This window comes from Halorubrum shenae, assembly GCF_051194165.1.
GTDB lineage: Archaea > Halobacteriota > Halobacteria > Halobacteriales > Haloferacaceae > Halorubrum.
Map to the genome: position 1 here is coordinate 170,544 of NZ_JBLZNI010000003.1, position 15,086 is coordinate 185,629.

17 protein-coding genes and 1 pseudogene are annotated in these 15,086 nt (G+C 68.1%); 8 read left to right on the forward strand and 10 right to left on the reverse strand.

Annotated features, from left to right (window positions below; translation table 11 throughout):
- Window positions 1-63 precede the first annotated feature (63 nt).
- Together ACNS88_RS05630 and ACNS88_RS05635 are read left to right on the forward strand one after the other, a co-directional pair.
- Window positions 64-549 carry a ferritin-like domain-containing protein gene (locus tag ACNS88_RS05630; RefSeq protein WP_435094745.1) on the forward strand — a complete coding sequence of 162 codons (486 nt, stop codon included), beginning with the start codon at window positions 64-66 and terminating at the stop codon, window positions 547-549.
- Window positions 550-592: 43 nt separating this feature from the next.
- Window positions 593-1,030: a metal-dependent transcriptional regulator gene (locus tag ACNS88_RS05635; RefSeq protein ID WP_435094747.1), complete on the forward strand. Its 438-nt coding sequence runs from the start codon at window positions 593-595 to the stop codon at window positions 1,028-1,030.
- Window positions 1,031-1,063: 33 nt separating this feature from the next.
- Here the strand turns inward: ACNS88_RS05635 and ACNS88_RS05640 are convergent, their stop codons facing one another.
- Window positions 1,064-1,426, reverse strand: a complete 363-nt coding sequence (locus tag ACNS88_RS05640) for a hypothetical protein (protein WP_435094749.1) — start codon at window positions 1,424-1,426, stop codon at window positions 1,064-1,066.
- A gap of 31 nt (window positions 1,427-1,457) precedes the next feature.
- Complete coding sequence (locus ACNS88_RS05645) at window positions 1,458-2,039, reverse strand: DUF5518 domain-containing protein (RefSeq protein WP_435094751.1); 582 nt, start codon at window positions 2,037-2,039, stop codon at window positions 1,458-1,460.
- A gap of 228 nt (window positions 2,040-2,267) precedes the next feature.
- On the opposite strand from ACNS88_RS05645, the gene ACNS88_RS05650 reads away from it, so the two are divergent.
- The gene (locus ACNS88_RS05650) at window positions 2,268-2,669 is read left to right on the forward strand and encodes a DUF4864 domain-containing protein (RefSeq protein WP_435094753.1); all 402 of its coding nucleotides are present in this window, start codon (window positions 2,268-2,270) and stop codon (window positions 2,667-2,669) included.
- Between the two features lie 149 nt (window positions 2,670-2,818).
- On the opposite strand, the gene ACNS88_RS05655 is transcribed toward ACNS88_RS05650, so the two are convergent.
- The gene (locus tag ACNS88_RS05655) at window positions 2,819-2,998 is read right to left on the reverse strand and encodes a hypothetical protein (RefSeq protein ID WP_435094754.1); all 180 of its coding nucleotides are present in this window, start codon (window positions 2,996-2,998) and stop codon (window positions 2,819-2,821) included.
- Window positions 2,999-3,207: 209 nt separating this feature from the next.
- Between ACNS88_RS05655 and ACNS88_RS05660 the strand changes: the two genes are divergently transcribed.
- Window positions 3,208-3,645 carry a hypothetical protein gene (locus ACNS88_RS05660; RefSeq protein WP_435094756.1) on the forward strand — a complete coding sequence of 146 codons (438 nt, stop codon included), beginning with the start codon at window positions 3,208-3,210 and terminating at the stop codon, window positions 3,643-3,645.
- Between the two features lie 157 nt (window positions 3,646-3,802).
- On the forward strand, window positions 3,803-4,021 hold the full coding sequence (locus ACNS88_RS05665) for a YgaP family membrane protein (protein ID WP_435094758.1): 219 nt from the start codon (window positions 3,803-3,805) through the stop codon (window positions 4,019-4,021).
- An 82-nt stretch (window positions 4,022-4,103) separates the two neighbouring features.
- Here the strand turns inward: ACNS88_RS05665 and ACNS88_RS05670 are convergent.
- Window positions 4,104-4,352: pseudogene (locus ACNS88_RS05670) on the reverse strand (SDR family oxidoreductase); the annotation flags it as partial.
- Window positions 4,353-4,463: 111 nt separating this feature from the next.
- On the opposite strand from ACNS88_RS05670, the gene ACNS88_RS05675 reads away from it, so the two are divergent.
- Complete coding sequence (locus tag ACNS88_RS05675) at window positions 4,464-4,817, forward strand: DUF8062 family protein (protein WP_435094760.1); 354 nt, start codon at window positions 4,464-4,466, stop codon at window positions 4,815-4,817.
- A gap of 46 nt (window positions 4,818-4,863) precedes the next feature.
- On the opposite strand, the gene ACNS88_RS05680 is transcribed toward ACNS88_RS05675, so the two are convergent.
- From ACNS88_RS05680 to ACNS88_RS05705, 6 genes are all read right to left on the reverse strand, one after another.
- Window positions 4,864-5,511, reverse strand: a complete 648-nt coding sequence (locus tag ACNS88_RS05680) for a ribonuclease HI family protein (RefSeq protein WP_435094762.1) — start codon at window positions 5,509-5,511, stop codon at window positions 4,864-4,866.
- 161 nt (window positions 5,512-5,672) lie between these two features.
- Entirely contained in the window at window positions 5,673-5,996 is a 324-nt protein-coding gene (locus tag ACNS88_RS05685; RefSeq protein ID WP_435094764.1) for a hypothetical protein, read from the reverse strand.
- A gap of 62 nt (window positions 5,997-6,058) precedes the next feature.
- The gene (gene prf1, locus ACNS88_RS05690; RefSeq protein WP_435094766.1) at window positions 6,059-7,309 is read right to left on the reverse strand and encodes a peptide chain release factor aRF-1; all 1,251 of its coding nucleotides are present in this window, start codon (window positions 7,307-7,309) and stop codon (window positions 6,059-6,061) included.
- 350 nt (window positions 7,310-7,659) lie between these two features.
- Entirely contained in the window at window positions 7,660-9,492 is a 1,833-nt protein-coding gene (gene argS, locus ACNS88_RS05695) for an arginine--tRNA ligase (RefSeq protein WP_435094768.1), read from the reverse strand.
- A 355-nt stretch (window positions 9,493-9,847) separates the two neighbouring features.
- Window positions 9,848-10,780, reverse strand: coding sequence for an NAD-dependent epimerase/dehydratase family protein (locus ACNS88_RS05700; protein ID WP_435094770.1), 933 nt, complete (start codon window positions 10,778-10,780; stop codon window positions 9,848-9,850).
- Window positions 10,781-11,181: 401 nt separating this feature from the next.
- Entirely contained in the window at window positions 11,182-12,792 is a 1,611-nt protein-coding gene (locus tag ACNS88_RS05705; RefSeq protein ID WP_435094771.1) for an ABC transporter permease, read from the reverse strand.
- Window positions 12,793-12,904: 112 nt separating this feature from the next.
- On the opposite strand from ACNS88_RS05705, the gene ACNS88_RS05710 reads away from it, so the two are divergent.
- On the forward strand, window positions 12,905-13,468 hold the full coding sequence (locus ACNS88_RS05710; protein ID WP_435094773.1) for a gluconate 2-dehydrogenase subunit 3 family protein: 564 nt from the start codon (window positions 12,905-12,907) through the stop codon (window positions 13,466-13,468).
- Complete coding sequence (locus tag ACNS88_RS05715) at window positions 13,465-15,072, forward strand: GMC family oxidoreductase (RefSeq protein WP_435094775.1); 1,608 nt, start codon at window positions 13,465-13,467, stop codon at window positions 15,070-15,072. The genes ACNS88_RS05710 and ACNS88_RS05715 overlap by 4 nt, the downstream gene beginning before the upstream one ends.
- The last annotated feature ends 14 nt before the right edge of the window (window positions 15,073-15,086 follow it).

The following is a 15,086-nucleotide window of genomic DNA, read 5'->3' on the forward strand; positions in this document are numbered from 1 at the left end:
TCGGACTACGTCTGAGTTGGCGTGTATGCGAACGGGCGTATCGAACGGTGACGGGTGGTCGCCGTGAGCGTGAGCCAGCGGATCGACTCCGACGACCAGCTCGCCCGGCTGTTACAGATCGGAATCGTACTGGAGGAGGTCGTGGAGGCGCGGGCGCACCACCACTACCAGAGCCTCGACGCCGAGCTCGACGAGGAGATCGAGACCCTACTCGCGGACGCCGCCGAGGAGTCGGCGGAACACCGCCAGCGGCTGGAGTCGCTCATCGAGGGACTCGGCGTCGACAGCGTCCCGTTCGACGAGATCGAGTCGCTCGTGGACGCGCGGTACGGTCGGACCCGACCGGAAGATTTCGACGGGGTGCTCTACGACCAGCTGTGTAACGAAGAGACCGCCTACAAGTTCTACGACGACCTCATTCAGGCGATCGAGGAGTCGGACGCCGAGTTCTCGATCGACCGCGCGGAGCTTCTCGACGAGCTGCACGCGATCCGCGAGGACGAGGCCGAGGGAGTCAGCGAGGTGACAGCGGTCATGGAGCGACGATGAACTGGGGGATCGAACCGACGACGAGCGCCGACGGAGGGAAGCCGTGAACACTGCAGACCAGTACCTCAAGACGATATACGTCGTACAGAAGCAGGAAGACGGTCCCGCCTCGACCGGGTCGATCGCCGACTCGCTCGGCGTCAGCCCGGCGAGCGCAAACGAGATGATCGGGAAGCTCGAGGACCGCGGCCTCGCCGAGCACGAGAAGTACAAGGGGGTACAGCTCACCGACGACGGAATCGTGCGAGCGCGCGACGCGCTCCAGACCTACTGTATCATCGAGCGCTTCCTCGCGAACGTGCTCGCGGTCGAGGAATTCCGAGCCGAGGCCCGCGAGCTGGAGGCGGTCATCGACGACACCGTCGCCGAACGACTCGACACGATCATCGACCGAGAGCCGGAGTGCCCGGACTGCTTCGACCCCGAGACCGACGCCTGCGCGTGTCTGGAGATCGCGACGCCGGTCGAGCCGGAGCAGTGAGCGACGCGGGAGAGTTGTTTTCGACGCGCCCGCCTACTCGTCGCTGACCCCGGCGACCGTGACGTACAGTCCGAACGTCGCGATCACCGTCCCGCCAAGCTGCGTCCCCGCGGTCGGAAGGAAGCCGACGTCCGGATACAGCAGCGGCGCGAGCATGAACCAGCCGCCGAAGATTGTCGTGAGGACGGCGGGCGGAAGGCTGGGCGCTCCGCGCGCGCGGAGCAGTTGGAGGTTCCGCGCGGCGAAGACCAGCCCGAGAACCCCGCTCGTGCTAACGCTCCCGGTGAACGCGCGGGAGCTGTCGACCACGAACGGGAGGACCGCAACGACGGCGCACGTCGCGACGCAGACGGCTGTCGATGCCACCAAGAACCGAGACGGCGAGTCATCAGTCATAGGTGTCGATCGGGCTGTTTCGAGTTAACTGCTATCGATCGCGTTCCCGCATCGGCTCCGTCTCCGAGCGATCGTCCCGGTGGTCCGACGCCTTTCCGCCTCCGCGTTTCCGGTCGGTTTCGACCAGCGTCTCGAGTCGTCGTTCGAACTCCTCGTCGTCGATATCCCCGTCGACGTACCGGCGTTTCAGTCGTTCGACCGGCGGCTCCGCCCGCACGGATCGCGACTCGCGCTTCGACGCGATATCGTCGGCCACGTATCCGCCCAACGCGGCGCTCCCGACGACGTACACCGCAGTCACGAGCGCGGCGGCGAGGACGGCGACCGTCGCGAGGGGCGAGACCGCCGCGGCGACGGCGACGGCGACGAACGTCAGCGGCACGGACAGCAACGCGACTAATCCGCCGGCCGCGGCACCGACGCGGATACCGTCGGTCGCGCCGTCGCGATTCGCCCACCCGGCGACGCCGCCGCCGATTACGGGCGCGACGAGCCCGATAACGGGAACCGCGCTCAGGAGGACGGTCACACCGGCTCCGATACCGGCGCGACCGAGGAGCCCGGAGGCGCGCCACAGCGAGCCGTCGCGGTCGGAGCCACTAGCCTGACTCATGGTTCGTCGGGACGGTGGCGACGGCGACGGTCGGGCGACCCGGTGGCCGCGTCGCGGTCGAAGCGGGCTCTCCGTTCGTCGTCGAAACGCTCTGTGTTCTGGTCGTTCACGTACAACGAGTGTACGGCGTGGATAAACTAACGTCCTCCGCCGCCCGCGTTCGAGGCCCACGGACGCGTGGATCGGGCGGTAGTTGATACGGGTCGAGAGCGTAAACTGGACGTTCAGATGTCCGATCAGTACCCGATCGAGGGAGTCCCGTCTCCCGACTCGTCGTACGACCCCGAACGGGTCGTCTCACTCCAGCTCGAGGGGTTGGCCGCGAACGATTCTCCGTTTGCTAACGCCGGCATCGGCGTCGCGTACAATTTCGCGTCGCCAGCGAACAGGCGGGCGACGGGTCCCTTCGAGCGGTTCGTCCGGATGGTGGAGGGCCCGCGATACGCGCCGATGATCGATCACGTCGAAGCGACGACCGGGGCGCTGGAACGCGACGGCGACAGCGCGGAACAACGCGTCACGATAACCGGGGCCGACGGTCGAACGGGGACGTACGCGTTCGGGCTCTCGCGGGACCGACCCGGCGAACTCGACGGCCACTGGCTCACGGATCGCGTCGTGGTCGACTGAGCCCGTCCGGGGCGCTCGCCCGCGGTGAGAACGAAGCCGACGCGGGTCGTCAGTTCGTCGCTCCGCCTCGATATCGACGTTGCGCGGCGGGGTCGGTTCTCGGGGCGGTGAGCCTTTTAAGTGGAGTTTCGACACGCCCTCGCGAGTCTTCAGTCGACGACGGAGAGTGCGTCCTCGAAGCGACCGAAGCGCGGAGTACCGATGGCCGGACCTGCTTCCACTGGCCACGCCCCGGAAAGAGCGAGAGTGCAGCGCGGGGGCGACGAGTTGCCGTCGGCGTCGGTCCGGCAGTCGACGGTCCCGTCAGAATCCGGCGTCTCGGCTCTCACTCTCGCCGTTCGGCTCTCCAGACGAGGACGAAAATAATCACGGACACGGCGATCATGAGCATCGCGAACCGCTTGTCGTCGCGGCTGTCATCCGTCAGGCCAGTTGAGTCCATCGTACGACGCGTACGGGCGAAGTGCATATACTACTTCGCACCAAATCGATGTCACGTTCCGAACGACGGGTGTCGTTCGGAGGAGAATTGTGTAGTATGGTAGATGCGGACCGAGACGACACGCGGCGCGCTGTTCGCGTTACCCCGCAGGTTCACGTTGAGACGTTTGCGACCCACTGGACGGTGACGTGGAAGGCGGGATCGCTGGCGCGGTTCCTCGAGGCCGTTCGCGACGTCGATACCGTGCCGGCGACGGCGGTCGTCGATGACACAGCCGTCGCCGGTCGACAGCGACGGCGGGTCTCGGCGATCGATCCGACGGGCGAGACGGTGCGGTACGTTCGCGTCGAGCCCGACGGTCCGTGGACCCTCGCCTGGGAGCGGCGAACGCGGCCGGTGGTCTCGCTGAGCGGAACACCGTCGTCCGACCTGTGCCGTCGCGTCCATCTGCGAACGACCGACTGTGACGGATGGGACCCGTCAGCGATCGAAGACCTTCGGCGGCTGATCGGCGAGGACCAACCGGGAGCGTAACTGGTGTGTCGGGGCGGCCGCGGAAGGTCGCGAGGCCGCAGTCGTCGGGTTCAGAAGCGTCGTCGACAACCGGATGTCTGCTCGCACGGCGGTAGACGAGACGCCGCCGTCGGACCCACGCAGAGGGTATAATACCGAGGAAGCGCAACGATCGGCTGTGAAGCGAAACGTCGGACGCCTCGACGCGCTCGCCCGAGTCATCGGTGGCGTTGCCGTCGCGGTGCTCGCGCTCCTCGCCGCGACCGGCATTGTGAGCGTGCCGGTGGTCTCCGCGCTCGGGCTCGGCGTCGCAGGAGTCGTGCTGATCGTCGAGGGGGCGACGCGGCGGTGTCTGTTGTACCGCGTGCTCGGAATCGATCGCTGTCCGGTCGACTGAGGCCCCGTCGCAGGGCGGCTCGCGGGGCGGGCCGCCCGCGCAGTCGAGCGACTTACGACGTGGCGGGCGACAGGGGGAGCCGCTACCACGAGACCTGCTCGCGGTCCTTCCAGAGGCGGCCCGCTGGACTCCCGGGCGTAAACCGGGCGAGCCAGACCGGCGTCTCGGCCCCCTTCGACGGCGACCGAGGGGCATCGTCGCCGCCCATGTCCGTACTCACCCAGCCCGGAGAGACGGCGTTCGCGATGAGCCCCTCGTCTCCGTACTCGCTGTCGAGATACGCCGTCAGCCCGCCGACGCCGACTTTCGACAGTCGGTAGGCCGGGTAGCCGAGGCGACGCGAACGGAACACGCGGTCGGTGTCGATCGTCGGCCGACCGTCCGCCGAGCACGGTCACGGAGCGTGTGCGGCGTTCAAGTGACTGAAGACCGAAGCGAAGCCGTGACCGACGACGCGTTCCACCCAGATGAGACCGGCGTACCGACCGTTTCGTGCACCCGCTGTGGGCGCGAGTGGGACCTCGACCACGAACTCGACGACCTCAACGCCGGCAACCGCGCGGTCGAGCAGTTCGCGCTCGATCACGAGCGTCACACCGGCCACTACCCCGACGACGTGACCCCGTGGACCGTCCGGTGTCAGCGGTGCCCGGACGGCGAGCGGTTCCTCTCGGAGCGGCCCGCGCGTCGCTGGGCGACGACACACGCCCGACATACGCGTCACACCGTTCGCGTCGAGGCGCCAACGGGTGCGGAGGACGTGATCGCCGCCGAGGACGACGACTCCGGTTCGTGAGAGCCGGCAGTCGTGCGGTCGTCTTTCCGAGCACCCGTGTGGTCGTTTAGCCGGGCCCGAGCGCCGCAATGTCGGCGCCGACCGCGGCCCGAGCGTCAGCCGGGTTCGGGTCGCTGTCGGCCAGATGCGTCCATTCGCAGGCGGGCAGCGTCGAGACGTGGTCCTCGATCGCCGCTCGGTACGGTGCGGCGGCCGCGATGCCGTCGCTTGCCCCCCAGATGTCGTCGATAACGGTTCGCGAGTCGATACGGATCTCGACGGTCGCCGGGTCACAGCGCGCAGCCAACGCCTCGAGTCCGAGGTGGAGGGCAGCGTACTCGGCGGTGTTGTTCTCGGCGTTCGACCCGACGGGCCGCCCCAGCTGCGCGAACGGTCCGTCGTCGGTCCGAAGCACGGCACCCGCTCCGGCCGGCCCGGGGTTCCCGCGAGAGCTCCCGTCGACGTAGAGCACGACGGCGGCGTCGTCGAGGTCGCGGCGGCGCCCTCCCGCGGGCGGCGGGTCGGCGTCGAGTACCGTTTCGACTGCCGACCGGATCTCGCTGTCGGTCGTTTCCGGGTCGAACAACCCCCCGTACCCGACGACCGCGGCGTCGATCGCGTCGATGGCGCGACGCATCTCGTAGCCGTACCGCGCGAGGACGTCGTCGACCCGACAGGCGAGCGGCGAGAGCGTCGCCGTAGGGAGGCGATCCATGCTATCGGTTGCCGCGATTCCGTGCTTGGTCCCGGTACATCAACGGTGTTGCATTGGGACAGAACGCACAAAAACACGAGGGCGCGGAGCGTTCAGTGGCGGTCGTTGAAATCGGCGCGGCGTTGAAGGGCGCGCTTACGGCTTCCGCTCTGGAGCCGATCTCAGGCCTCCTCACGCCAGCGGAGTGACTGGCGGTTCAGTGCTGAGACGGCGGGCGCTCCCGATGCGAGCATTCGATCGGCGATCGCGATCGCCTCTCGCAACTCCGCTGCCGACAGCTGCTTGTACGCGGGTGACCCATCGACGTGGTCGTACCACGCGTCCTGAAACACCGCGTCCAAGACGACGCGGGCGAAGCAGTGGTCGTCTCGGATCGGCCACGAGTCGCCCTGTCGCGCCCGCTTCGGGAGCTCTTCGGTGACCTTTCGGGTGTACGCGGCGCGGAGTCCAGTGAGGTCGTGGCCGTCGAGGCTCTGCTGTCCCATCGCTACCAACTCGTTCGAGCCGAGGCGTAAGATGCCTTGCGCTGCCGGGGAGGGAAACCGAGTCAGACGCCCGTCGAGTACCGCAGAATACCCGCGATGCCCCCGAACGCGTCGAGCAGCTGTTCACCCTTCTCGAAGTCGGTCGAGATGAACTTGGTGTCGGTGCCGCGCTGTTCGGCGATCGCCATCAGATGCTCGATCACGTCCTCGCGCTCGTCGACGTCGGCCTCCTCGCCGCACTCCGAGCACTCGTGAGACGGAGTGGAGTGTCGCGCGTCGACGACCTCGTACTCGTCGTGACCGTTGGAGCACTCGTAGACGACCACGTCGGAACGGAGGTCCTCGGAGATGAGCAGGCGGTCGACGGAGCCCATGATCAGGTTCCGACGGGTCTGCTCGAAGCCGTAGGTGGCCTCTTCGCCGGTGTTGAGCTTCTTGAAGAACTCGTCCATGTGGCGTTTATCCTCGACGATCTCCTGGTCGGCGAGCGCCTCGCTGGCGTTGTCGACGAGGTCTTTCAGGCCGGACTCGTCGGTGTACGCCACGTCGAACTTGCCGAGCACCTTGTCCTGCAGTTCGTGGTGGAGGTAGTCGCCGTCGAGGAACTCGTCTTTCGTCGGGGAGGGGCCGCCGACGAGGATGCCGTCGAGCTCGTGGCGCTTGTCGACGAACAGGTCGTCGGCCATCCCGGCGACCTCTTGGTAGAAGTTGTCGATAGCCTCCAGCCGCAGCCGGGCGAACCGCTGTGCGGACTGACCCCCTTTCCGCTGTTTACCGGGGACGAGCGAGGAGGCGGACTTGACGGGCTCGACCCGCTTACCCTTCAGCCAGCCGACGTTGGCCTCGCGGCGGTCCAAGACGATGAGCCCGAACAGTCCGGAGTCCTCCAGCATGTGTTCGAGCGGCTCGGTGAGGAACGCGGAGTCGCAGTGGTACCGGAACGACTCGACGGGCTGGGGCGGCGACTCAAGCGTCCGGGTGACCATGTCGGTCTGGCCGCCGCCGGCGTCGATCGCGCCCGAGAAGATGACCATCCCCTTTTCCGGCGGGTAAGTGTCGTAGTAACGGAGGCGGTCCTTGATCGACGTGAGCGCGTCCTGGACGGCCGTCCGCGTCTGCTTGGACTTGATGTTGGACGCCTCGCTGTGTTCTTGCGTGACGTGGGCGACCACGTCGGAGACCTGCCGATCCTCGGGGATGTAGATGGTGACGAGCTGCGTGCCGGAGCCCTCGAAATCGCGGAGCTCCTCGATGACCTTGCGGAATTCGTACTTCCGCCGGTCGTCGCTCGCCTCTTGGGCGTCGCTACTCATTACCCGAACTACGGCGGCGTGCGTGTAAGTAAGCTTTGACCTCCTCGCCAGCGCGATAGTACCGGATCGCATGGACGGTCGACCGCGGTGTTGTTTATAAACGAGATGCGGTGGCGCGCGCCTGCGAGCGCCCGAAGGGTGCGAGCAGCGCCGCGCGAGGGAGTCGCGAGCGGAGCGAGCGACCGAAGCGCGCAGCGAGCGTGCGCCGCCCTCGCGGCTGGGGCTTTGGAGCGGTTCGCTACCGCTCCGCCAGTACCCATTTATAAACGGTGTAGCAACGACGGCGGGAAGCGCGCAACACTGTCGACGGCGACACTCCAACCGGAACCAGGTGAGTTATCGCCCCGTTCCTACATCGAGTCGGGCGCTTCGACCCCGAGCACGTCCAGGGCGTTCGCCATCGTGTGCTTCGCGGCGGCGACGAGCGCGACGCGGGCCGCCCGCAGCTCGTCGTCCTCGGCGGTCACGACCGGGCACTCCCGGTAGAAGGCGTTGTACGCGTCGGCGAACTCGCGGGTGAACGTGGCGATCCTGTGCGGCTCCAAGTCGTCCGCCGCCGCCTCGATCGCGGCCGGGAAACGGGCGACCTCGCGGAGGAGGTCGCGCGCCGCGTCGGTCTCGAAGACCGCGGCGTCGACGTCAAGCGCGTCGGGGTCGACGACAGCCTCGCCCTCGGCCCCACCGTCTCCTTCCGCGTCCGCCGTCACGCCCGGCACCTCGACGCCGGCGGCGGCCGCCTCGTCTAAGATTCCGCAACAGCGCGCGTGGACGTACTGGACGAACGGAGCGGACTGCCCCTCGAAGTCGAGCGCGTCCTCCCACTCGAAGGTGATCGCCTTCGCGGGCTGTTTCGAGACGATGTCGTACCGGACCGCGCCGATCCCGACCTCATGGGCGATGCGCTCGACGTCCTCCTCGGTGAGGTCGTCGTCGCGGATGCGGTCGTCCATCCGCGTTACAACCGCCTCGCGGGCGCGGTCGATCGCCTCGTCGAGCAGGTCGTCGAGCATCACGCCGGTGCCCTGTCGGGTCGACATCTTCCCGTCTGGGAGGTTCACGTACGAGTAGATGACGTGACCGAGCCGGTCGGTGTCGTTACCGAGCAGTTCGAGGGTCGCATCGAGCTGGTCGGCCTGCAGCTTGTGGTCCTCGCCGAGCACGGTGACGGCCTGGTCGTAGTTCGCGAACTTCCACTCGTGGTGGGCCAGATCGCGGGTGGTGTAGAGGCTCGTGTCGTCCGAGCGCAGGAAGACGAGGTTCTTGTCGATCCCCCACTCGTCGAGCTCCAGCTGCCACGCGTCCTCCTCGTAGACGGCCTGGTCGGTCTCCTTGAGCCGCGCGGCGACGTCGTCGGTGGAGCCGTCGCGCATGAACCGCGTCTCCTTGACGAACTCGTCGAACTCCGCGGGGAGGCGGGCGAGACACGCCTTCATCCCGCCGAGGACGGTGTCGACGACCTCGCCGACGCGCTCGTACGTCTCCTCGTCGCCGGCTTCGAGGCCCTGCAGGATCGCGGCGATCTCCGCCTCGGCGGCCTCGACGGCCTCGTCGTCGGCCGCCTCCAGGTACGAATTCCCCTTACGGTAGTACCGGACGAGGTCGTACTCGGCGCGATCACGGGCGGGTTCGTCCTCCAAGTCCGCCTCGTCGAACCGCTCGTACGCCCACGTGAACACCGCCATCTGGCGGCCCGCGTCGTTGACGTAGTAGTGGCGGTCAACGTCGTAGCCCGCGTACTCCATGAGGTTCGCGACCGCGTCGCCGACGATCGGGTTGCGCGCGCGACCGACGTGGACCGGGCCGGTCGGGTTCGCGCTCGTGTGCTCGACGACGACCGAGGTGTCCCGATCGGGGAGCGCGCCGTACCCCGCGTCGGGGGCGGCCACGTCGAGCGTGTCGACGAGGTAGCGCTCGCCAGCGTGGAAGTTGACGTACGGCCCGGCGGTGTCGACCGCGTCGAGGTAGTCGTAGCCGTCGATGTCGACCGCGTCCGCGACCGTCGCGGCCACGTTGGGGGGCGCGTCGCCGACCTCGCCCGCGAGCCGAAAGGCGACGCTGGAGGCGAGCGTCGCGTCCATGTCGTCGGGCGGGCGTTCGATACCGAGGTCGTCGGTCGGGAGGTCGAGCGACGCGAGCGCCTCGTCGAGCGCGTCGGCCACCTCTGACCGGAACTGCCTGAACATACCGTCCGTTCGTCGGTCGGCCTAAAAGGCCCTTCCGAAGCGGCGTGAGGGAGGGGAGGCGTGAGGCTGCGGTTGCGGGGCGGGACTCAAAGAGGCAGCCGTGAGGACGACGCAGGCGTTCACGAGAGCCCCGCTCTCGTGAGCCAATCAGAATGCTCTGCGTTCTGATGACGACGTAAGCACTGCAGGGAGCGAGCGACGCGAGCAACCGAAGCGCGCAACGAGTGTGCGTCGTCCTCACGGCTAGGGCTTTGGAGGTGTTCACCGTCGGTCCTCACACAATCACCTATAAACGATTCCCAAAAGACTCGAAGCAGTCTACCGCACCGCCATCACCAACGATAACGTATCCGTATCAGACGATCTCGTCGATCAGCTCGCGCGCGCTCCGCCGAACCGCCGCGTCGCTCTCGATCGACGGCTCCCAGCCGAGGTCCGAAAGCTGCTCGATCGACAGGCGCATCTTCGGCACGTCGCCGGTCCAACCGCGGTCGCCGCCGGTGTAGCTGTACTCGGGATCGACGCCGAGTTCGTCGCTCACGATGTCGGCGATATCGGTGACCGACGTGGTCGTCTTCGTCCCGAGGTTGTAGACGTTCAGGTCCTCGTCGGCATGCTCGACGACGTGCTGGATGGCGTCGACGCACTCCGAGACGTGCATGTACGACTTCTCCTGTCGCCCGTCGCCGAGGATCTCGAGCTCGGACGGATCCGCGTCCAGCTTCTGGATGAAGTCGGGGATCACGTTCCCGCGCTGGTGGGGCCCGACGATGTTCGCGAAGCGAAACACCCACGACTGGACCTCGTACGAGTGGGCGTGCGTCGAGATCAGCGCCTCGTCGGCGAGCTTCGAGGAGCCGTAGATGGAGATGGGTTCGAGGGGTCCGTACTCCTCCGGCGTCGGTCGGGGCGCCTCGCCGTACACCGTCGAGGAGGAGGTAAAGGCGAGCCGGTCGACGCCGACCTCGTGCATCCGCTCGATGACGTTGTACGTCATCGCCGTGTTCGCCTCGAACAGCTCCCGGTCGTCGTCGTAGTTCGTGTCGGTGTAGGCGGCGAAGTGGAAGACGATGTCGAGGTCGCCGGTGACCGCGTCGGCGACGTCGTCGGGATCGGTGAGGTCTGCCTTGATAAAGTCGGCACCGCTCGGGACGCGCTCAGGGTCGCCCTTCGAGAGGTCGTCGGCGACGCGGACCGTCGCGCCGCGGTCGAGGAGTTGAGCCGCGAGGTGGCTCCCCACGAGCCCCGCGCCCCCCGTGATGAGTGCGGTCGAATCGGTGAGGTCCATACGCCCCCGTGAGGCGGAGCGCGGTAAGTACGTGTGGAATCGGCGCGTGGACCGAAATCGGATCGGGGGCCAGTCGTCGGCCGCTGCTCGATAGCGTGCGAATCGGTCCGACGTTCAGCGTGCCCGATATGACTGCGTGAGGCCTCCGCGGTGGATTAGTTCCAAGGCCCGAGCCGTCGGCACGTGGCGCCGGCTACCAGAGGAGCGTCGTGCCTCGCTGCCGATCGCTTATAAATGGCTGAGTACGGATCGACGTTGACCACCTCAGACCTCCCCAGCCTCGGCGGACGGCCCGGCGCGGGCGGAGCCGCGCCGGACCGCCGCCTCCCTCGCGGGCACCTCGCGGCCGCTTATAAGCGGCCGCTCGGAGGCGCGCCACCGCAGATAGATGATCGACCGACCTACAGCCCCTCTCTCCCGCCCTCCTGCGCGAGGATGACGACCATCGAGAGTCCGGAGATGACGAGCAGGATGAGCGTGGGGACGACCGCGTACTGGTAGAGCGCCGTCTCCTGTGCGCGCCAGATCTGCGTGACGATCGTCTCGAACCCGGACGGTCGGAGGATCAGGGTAACGGGGAGTTCCTTCATCGTCGTGAGGAAGACCAGGGCGGCACCAGCAACGATCCCGGACCGCGTGAGCGGGAACGTCACGCGCCGGAACGCCCCCATCGAGGACTCGCCGAGAGTCCGACCGGCCTCGACGAGCTTGGGGTCGACCCCGAGGATCGACGTCCGCGTCGAGCCGACGACCTGCGGCAGAAAGCGGACGACGTACGCGAACACCAACAGCGGGATGGTCTGGTAGATCGCCGGGAAGTACCCGGAGCCGAAGTAGACCAACGCGAGCGCCAACACGATCCCGGGGACGGCGAACCCGACGTACGTCGCTCGCTCGAACAGCGCCGCCAGCGGCGAGTCGTGGTTCGCGGCGAAGTACGCGACGGGGAGCGCCGCCAGTCCGGCGACGACCGCGGCGGCCGCCGCGACCGAGACGGAGTTGACCACCTGAATCGGTTCGAACGCCATCGAGGGGCGACGCCCCGCCTCGGAGCGAACGAGCCACAGGAGCAGGATCCAGAGCGGGACGAGGAGCGCGACCCCGGCTACCGACGCGGGCAACAGCGTCGCCGGCCAGCGCCACCGGCCGAGGCGCACGGGGCGATCGGTGGTCCCCGCGTCGTCGCCCGGTGCGTCTCGATTCGAACGGACCTGCCACTCTAAGGCGAGTACGACGAGCACGACCGCGAGTAGCTGGAGGGAGAGCAGCGCGGCGTAGTCCCGGCCGAACGCGTTGTACTCGACGTAGATCTGCCGGGTGAACACCGGGAGTCGCATGATCGACGGCGTGCCGAAGTCCGAGACTGCGTACAGCGCCGCCAGCAGCGATCCGGCGGCGATCGCCGGGCGGATCACGGGGAGCGTCACCCGACGGAACGCCTCGATCCGGCCGTGGTTCAGCGTCCGGGCCGCCTCGATCAGCGTCGTGTCGAACGAGAGGAGGGCCGCCCGCGTCGTCAGGTAAACGTACGGGTACGTGTACAGGGTGATGACGAGAATCGTTCCCGAGAGCCCGTACACTTCCGGAAATCGTTCGATTCCCAGCGGCGCGAGCACGTCGTGGAACTCTCCCTGCGGGCCGAACGCGGAGACAAACGCGAACGCGCCGACGTAGCTCGGCACGACGAGCGGGAGCGCGGCGACGACGGACCAGAACCGACGGAACGGAAGGTCGGTGCGGGCGGTGAGGTACGCCAGCGGGACGCCCAACAGGATCGAGAAGACCGTGACGCCGCCCATCAGCAGCAGGCTGTTGAGCAGCACCTCGGCGGTGCCCGCGCTGAACAACAGCTCCATCGCTCTCGCTCGCTCGACGGTGACGGCCTCGATCACCAGCCACGCGAGCGGGAATACCATCGTCGCAGCGATGGCCGCGGACAGCAGGGTCAACCCCAGCGGGAGGCGATCGTCGCTGTCGGTCAGGAAATCGCGGATCCGGCGTGTCAGGCTCATGGTCCGGAAGGGAATACGTCTCGAAAGGAAGCGGCTCCGATGGTTAGCAGTTCCGATCGGGTCGTCGATCGGGTCCGACGGATATAATAGTTTAGGGAAGCCTAAACTGAATATGGAACTGACGCGGCGCGACGCGGTGGCCGCGCTGGCCGCCGTCGGCGCGACCGGCGGGGTCACCGTCGCGGTCCGGCACGCGGGCGATGGTCCGGACGACGGCAGCGGGGCGGCCGACGCCGGTGACAGAGGCGACGCGCTCCCCGACGAGGCGACCGTCCGCGCGTCGATGACCGCGGTCGCGGCGGTCCTCTACCCGAGCGAGATCGAGGGCGTCGAGGCGTTCGTCGACCGTTTCCTCGACGGGCGGCTCGACGGATCGGCCCATGCCGAGGGAGTCCGCGCCGCGGTCGGCGAGCTGGACGACGCGGCTCGCTCGTGGCACGGCGCACCGATCGCCGAGCTCTCCGAGAGCGACCGCGATCAACTCCTCCGAGAGATCGGCGCCGACACCGCCGAGGAGGATTCGGACGGGACGCTCGCGGAGCGCGCGCGCTACTACGTCGTCAACGAGCTGCTGCTCGCGCTGTACGCCTCGCCGACCGGCGGCGAGCTGGTCGGGTTGGAGAACCCGCAGGGACACCCCGGCGGGACCGAGAGCTACCGGCGGGGGCCGCGATGAGCGCGGGAGACGCGATCCGCAACGTCGACCGAACCCCGGTCGCCAACGCGGACGTCTGCGTCGTCGGTGCCGGACCTGCGGGCGCGCTCGTCGCCGATCGGCTGGCAGCCGACCATGAGGTGGTCGTCCTCGACGCCGGCCCCCGGTTCGACCCCGCGGATCGTCTCTCGCGCCAGGAGCGAGCGATCCGGCCGAGCTACGACCGGCCCGACGTCTGGGACGTCGGCGGCGAGCGCGACGCGCACGCCAACTCCGGCGAGTGGTTCTACCCGCTGAACCACGCCCGCGTCAAGGGGATCGGCGGGTCGACGCTCCACTGGCAGGGAATGGTGATGCGGCTCCACGAGGACGACTTCGACTCCGAGACGGAGCGCGGCGTGGGCGCGGACTGGCCGATCGACTACGCCGACCTCCGGCCGTACTACGCCGAGGCGGAGCGGGAACTCGGCGTCGCGGGCGCCTCGGACAACCCCTACGCGCCGCCGCGCGAGGAGCCACACCCGATGCCGGCGTTCGAGCCGTCCTACAGCGACTCCCTGTTCGCGGAGGCGTGTGAGGAGCTGGAGATCGACATGCACTCGGTGCCGAACGCGCGCAACTCGGAGCCGTACGACGACCGCTCCGCCTGCGTCGGCTACGGCACCTGCCAGCCCGTCTGTCCGGCTCGCGCGAAGTACGACGCGACCGTCCACGCCGAGCGCGCCGAGGAGCGGGGCGCGACCGTCATCGACCGCGCTCCCGTGCAGCGGCTGGAGCACGACGCCGACCGCGTCACTGCCGCGGTGTACGCGACGCCCGACGGTGAGAAGCACAGACAGGAGGCCGACGTCTTCGTCGTCGCCTGCGGCGGGGTGGAGACGCCGCGGCTCCTCCTGCTCTCCGAGTCCGACGCGTACCCAGACGGTCTCGCCAACTCCAGCGGGACGGTCGGGAAGTTCTTCATGGACCACCTGTTCGCGGGCGTCGGCGGCACCCTCGACGAGCCGACCCGACAGAACCACGTCGGCTTCTACACCAGCGCGTGCGACCAGTTCTATGACGAGGCGGACGAGGAGCTCGCGCCGTTCAAACTGGAGTTCTTCAACTACGCCGGTCCCTCACCGGTCGAGCAGGCGCTGACCGGCGACGACTGGGGGGACGACCTCCTCGCGCGACTCCGCGACGGCTACGGCACCCACGTGGCGATGGGCGGGCTCGTCGAACAGCTCCCCCGGTCGGACAGCTACGTCGGGCTCGACTCCGACCGCACCGACGATCACGGCAACCCCGTTCCCGAGGTTCACTGGAACGTCGGCGATCGCGCACTCCAGACCATCGAGCGCGCCAACGAGATCCAGCGGTCGGTCCTCGAAGAGTTGGGCGCCGAGATCGAGTGGGTCGCCGGCCCCGACGCGACCGGCCCCGCCTACCACCACATGGGAACGACCCGGATGAGCGCGGACCCCGACGCGGGCGTCGTCGACGCCGACTGCCGGACCCACGACCTAGACAACTGCTGGATCGCCTCCAGCGGCGTCTTTCCCACGAGCGGCGCGATGAACCCCACGCTCACGATCGCCGCGCTGGCTCTACGCGTCGCTGACGACGTCGAGCGCCGGCTTTGACACTACTTTAGGTA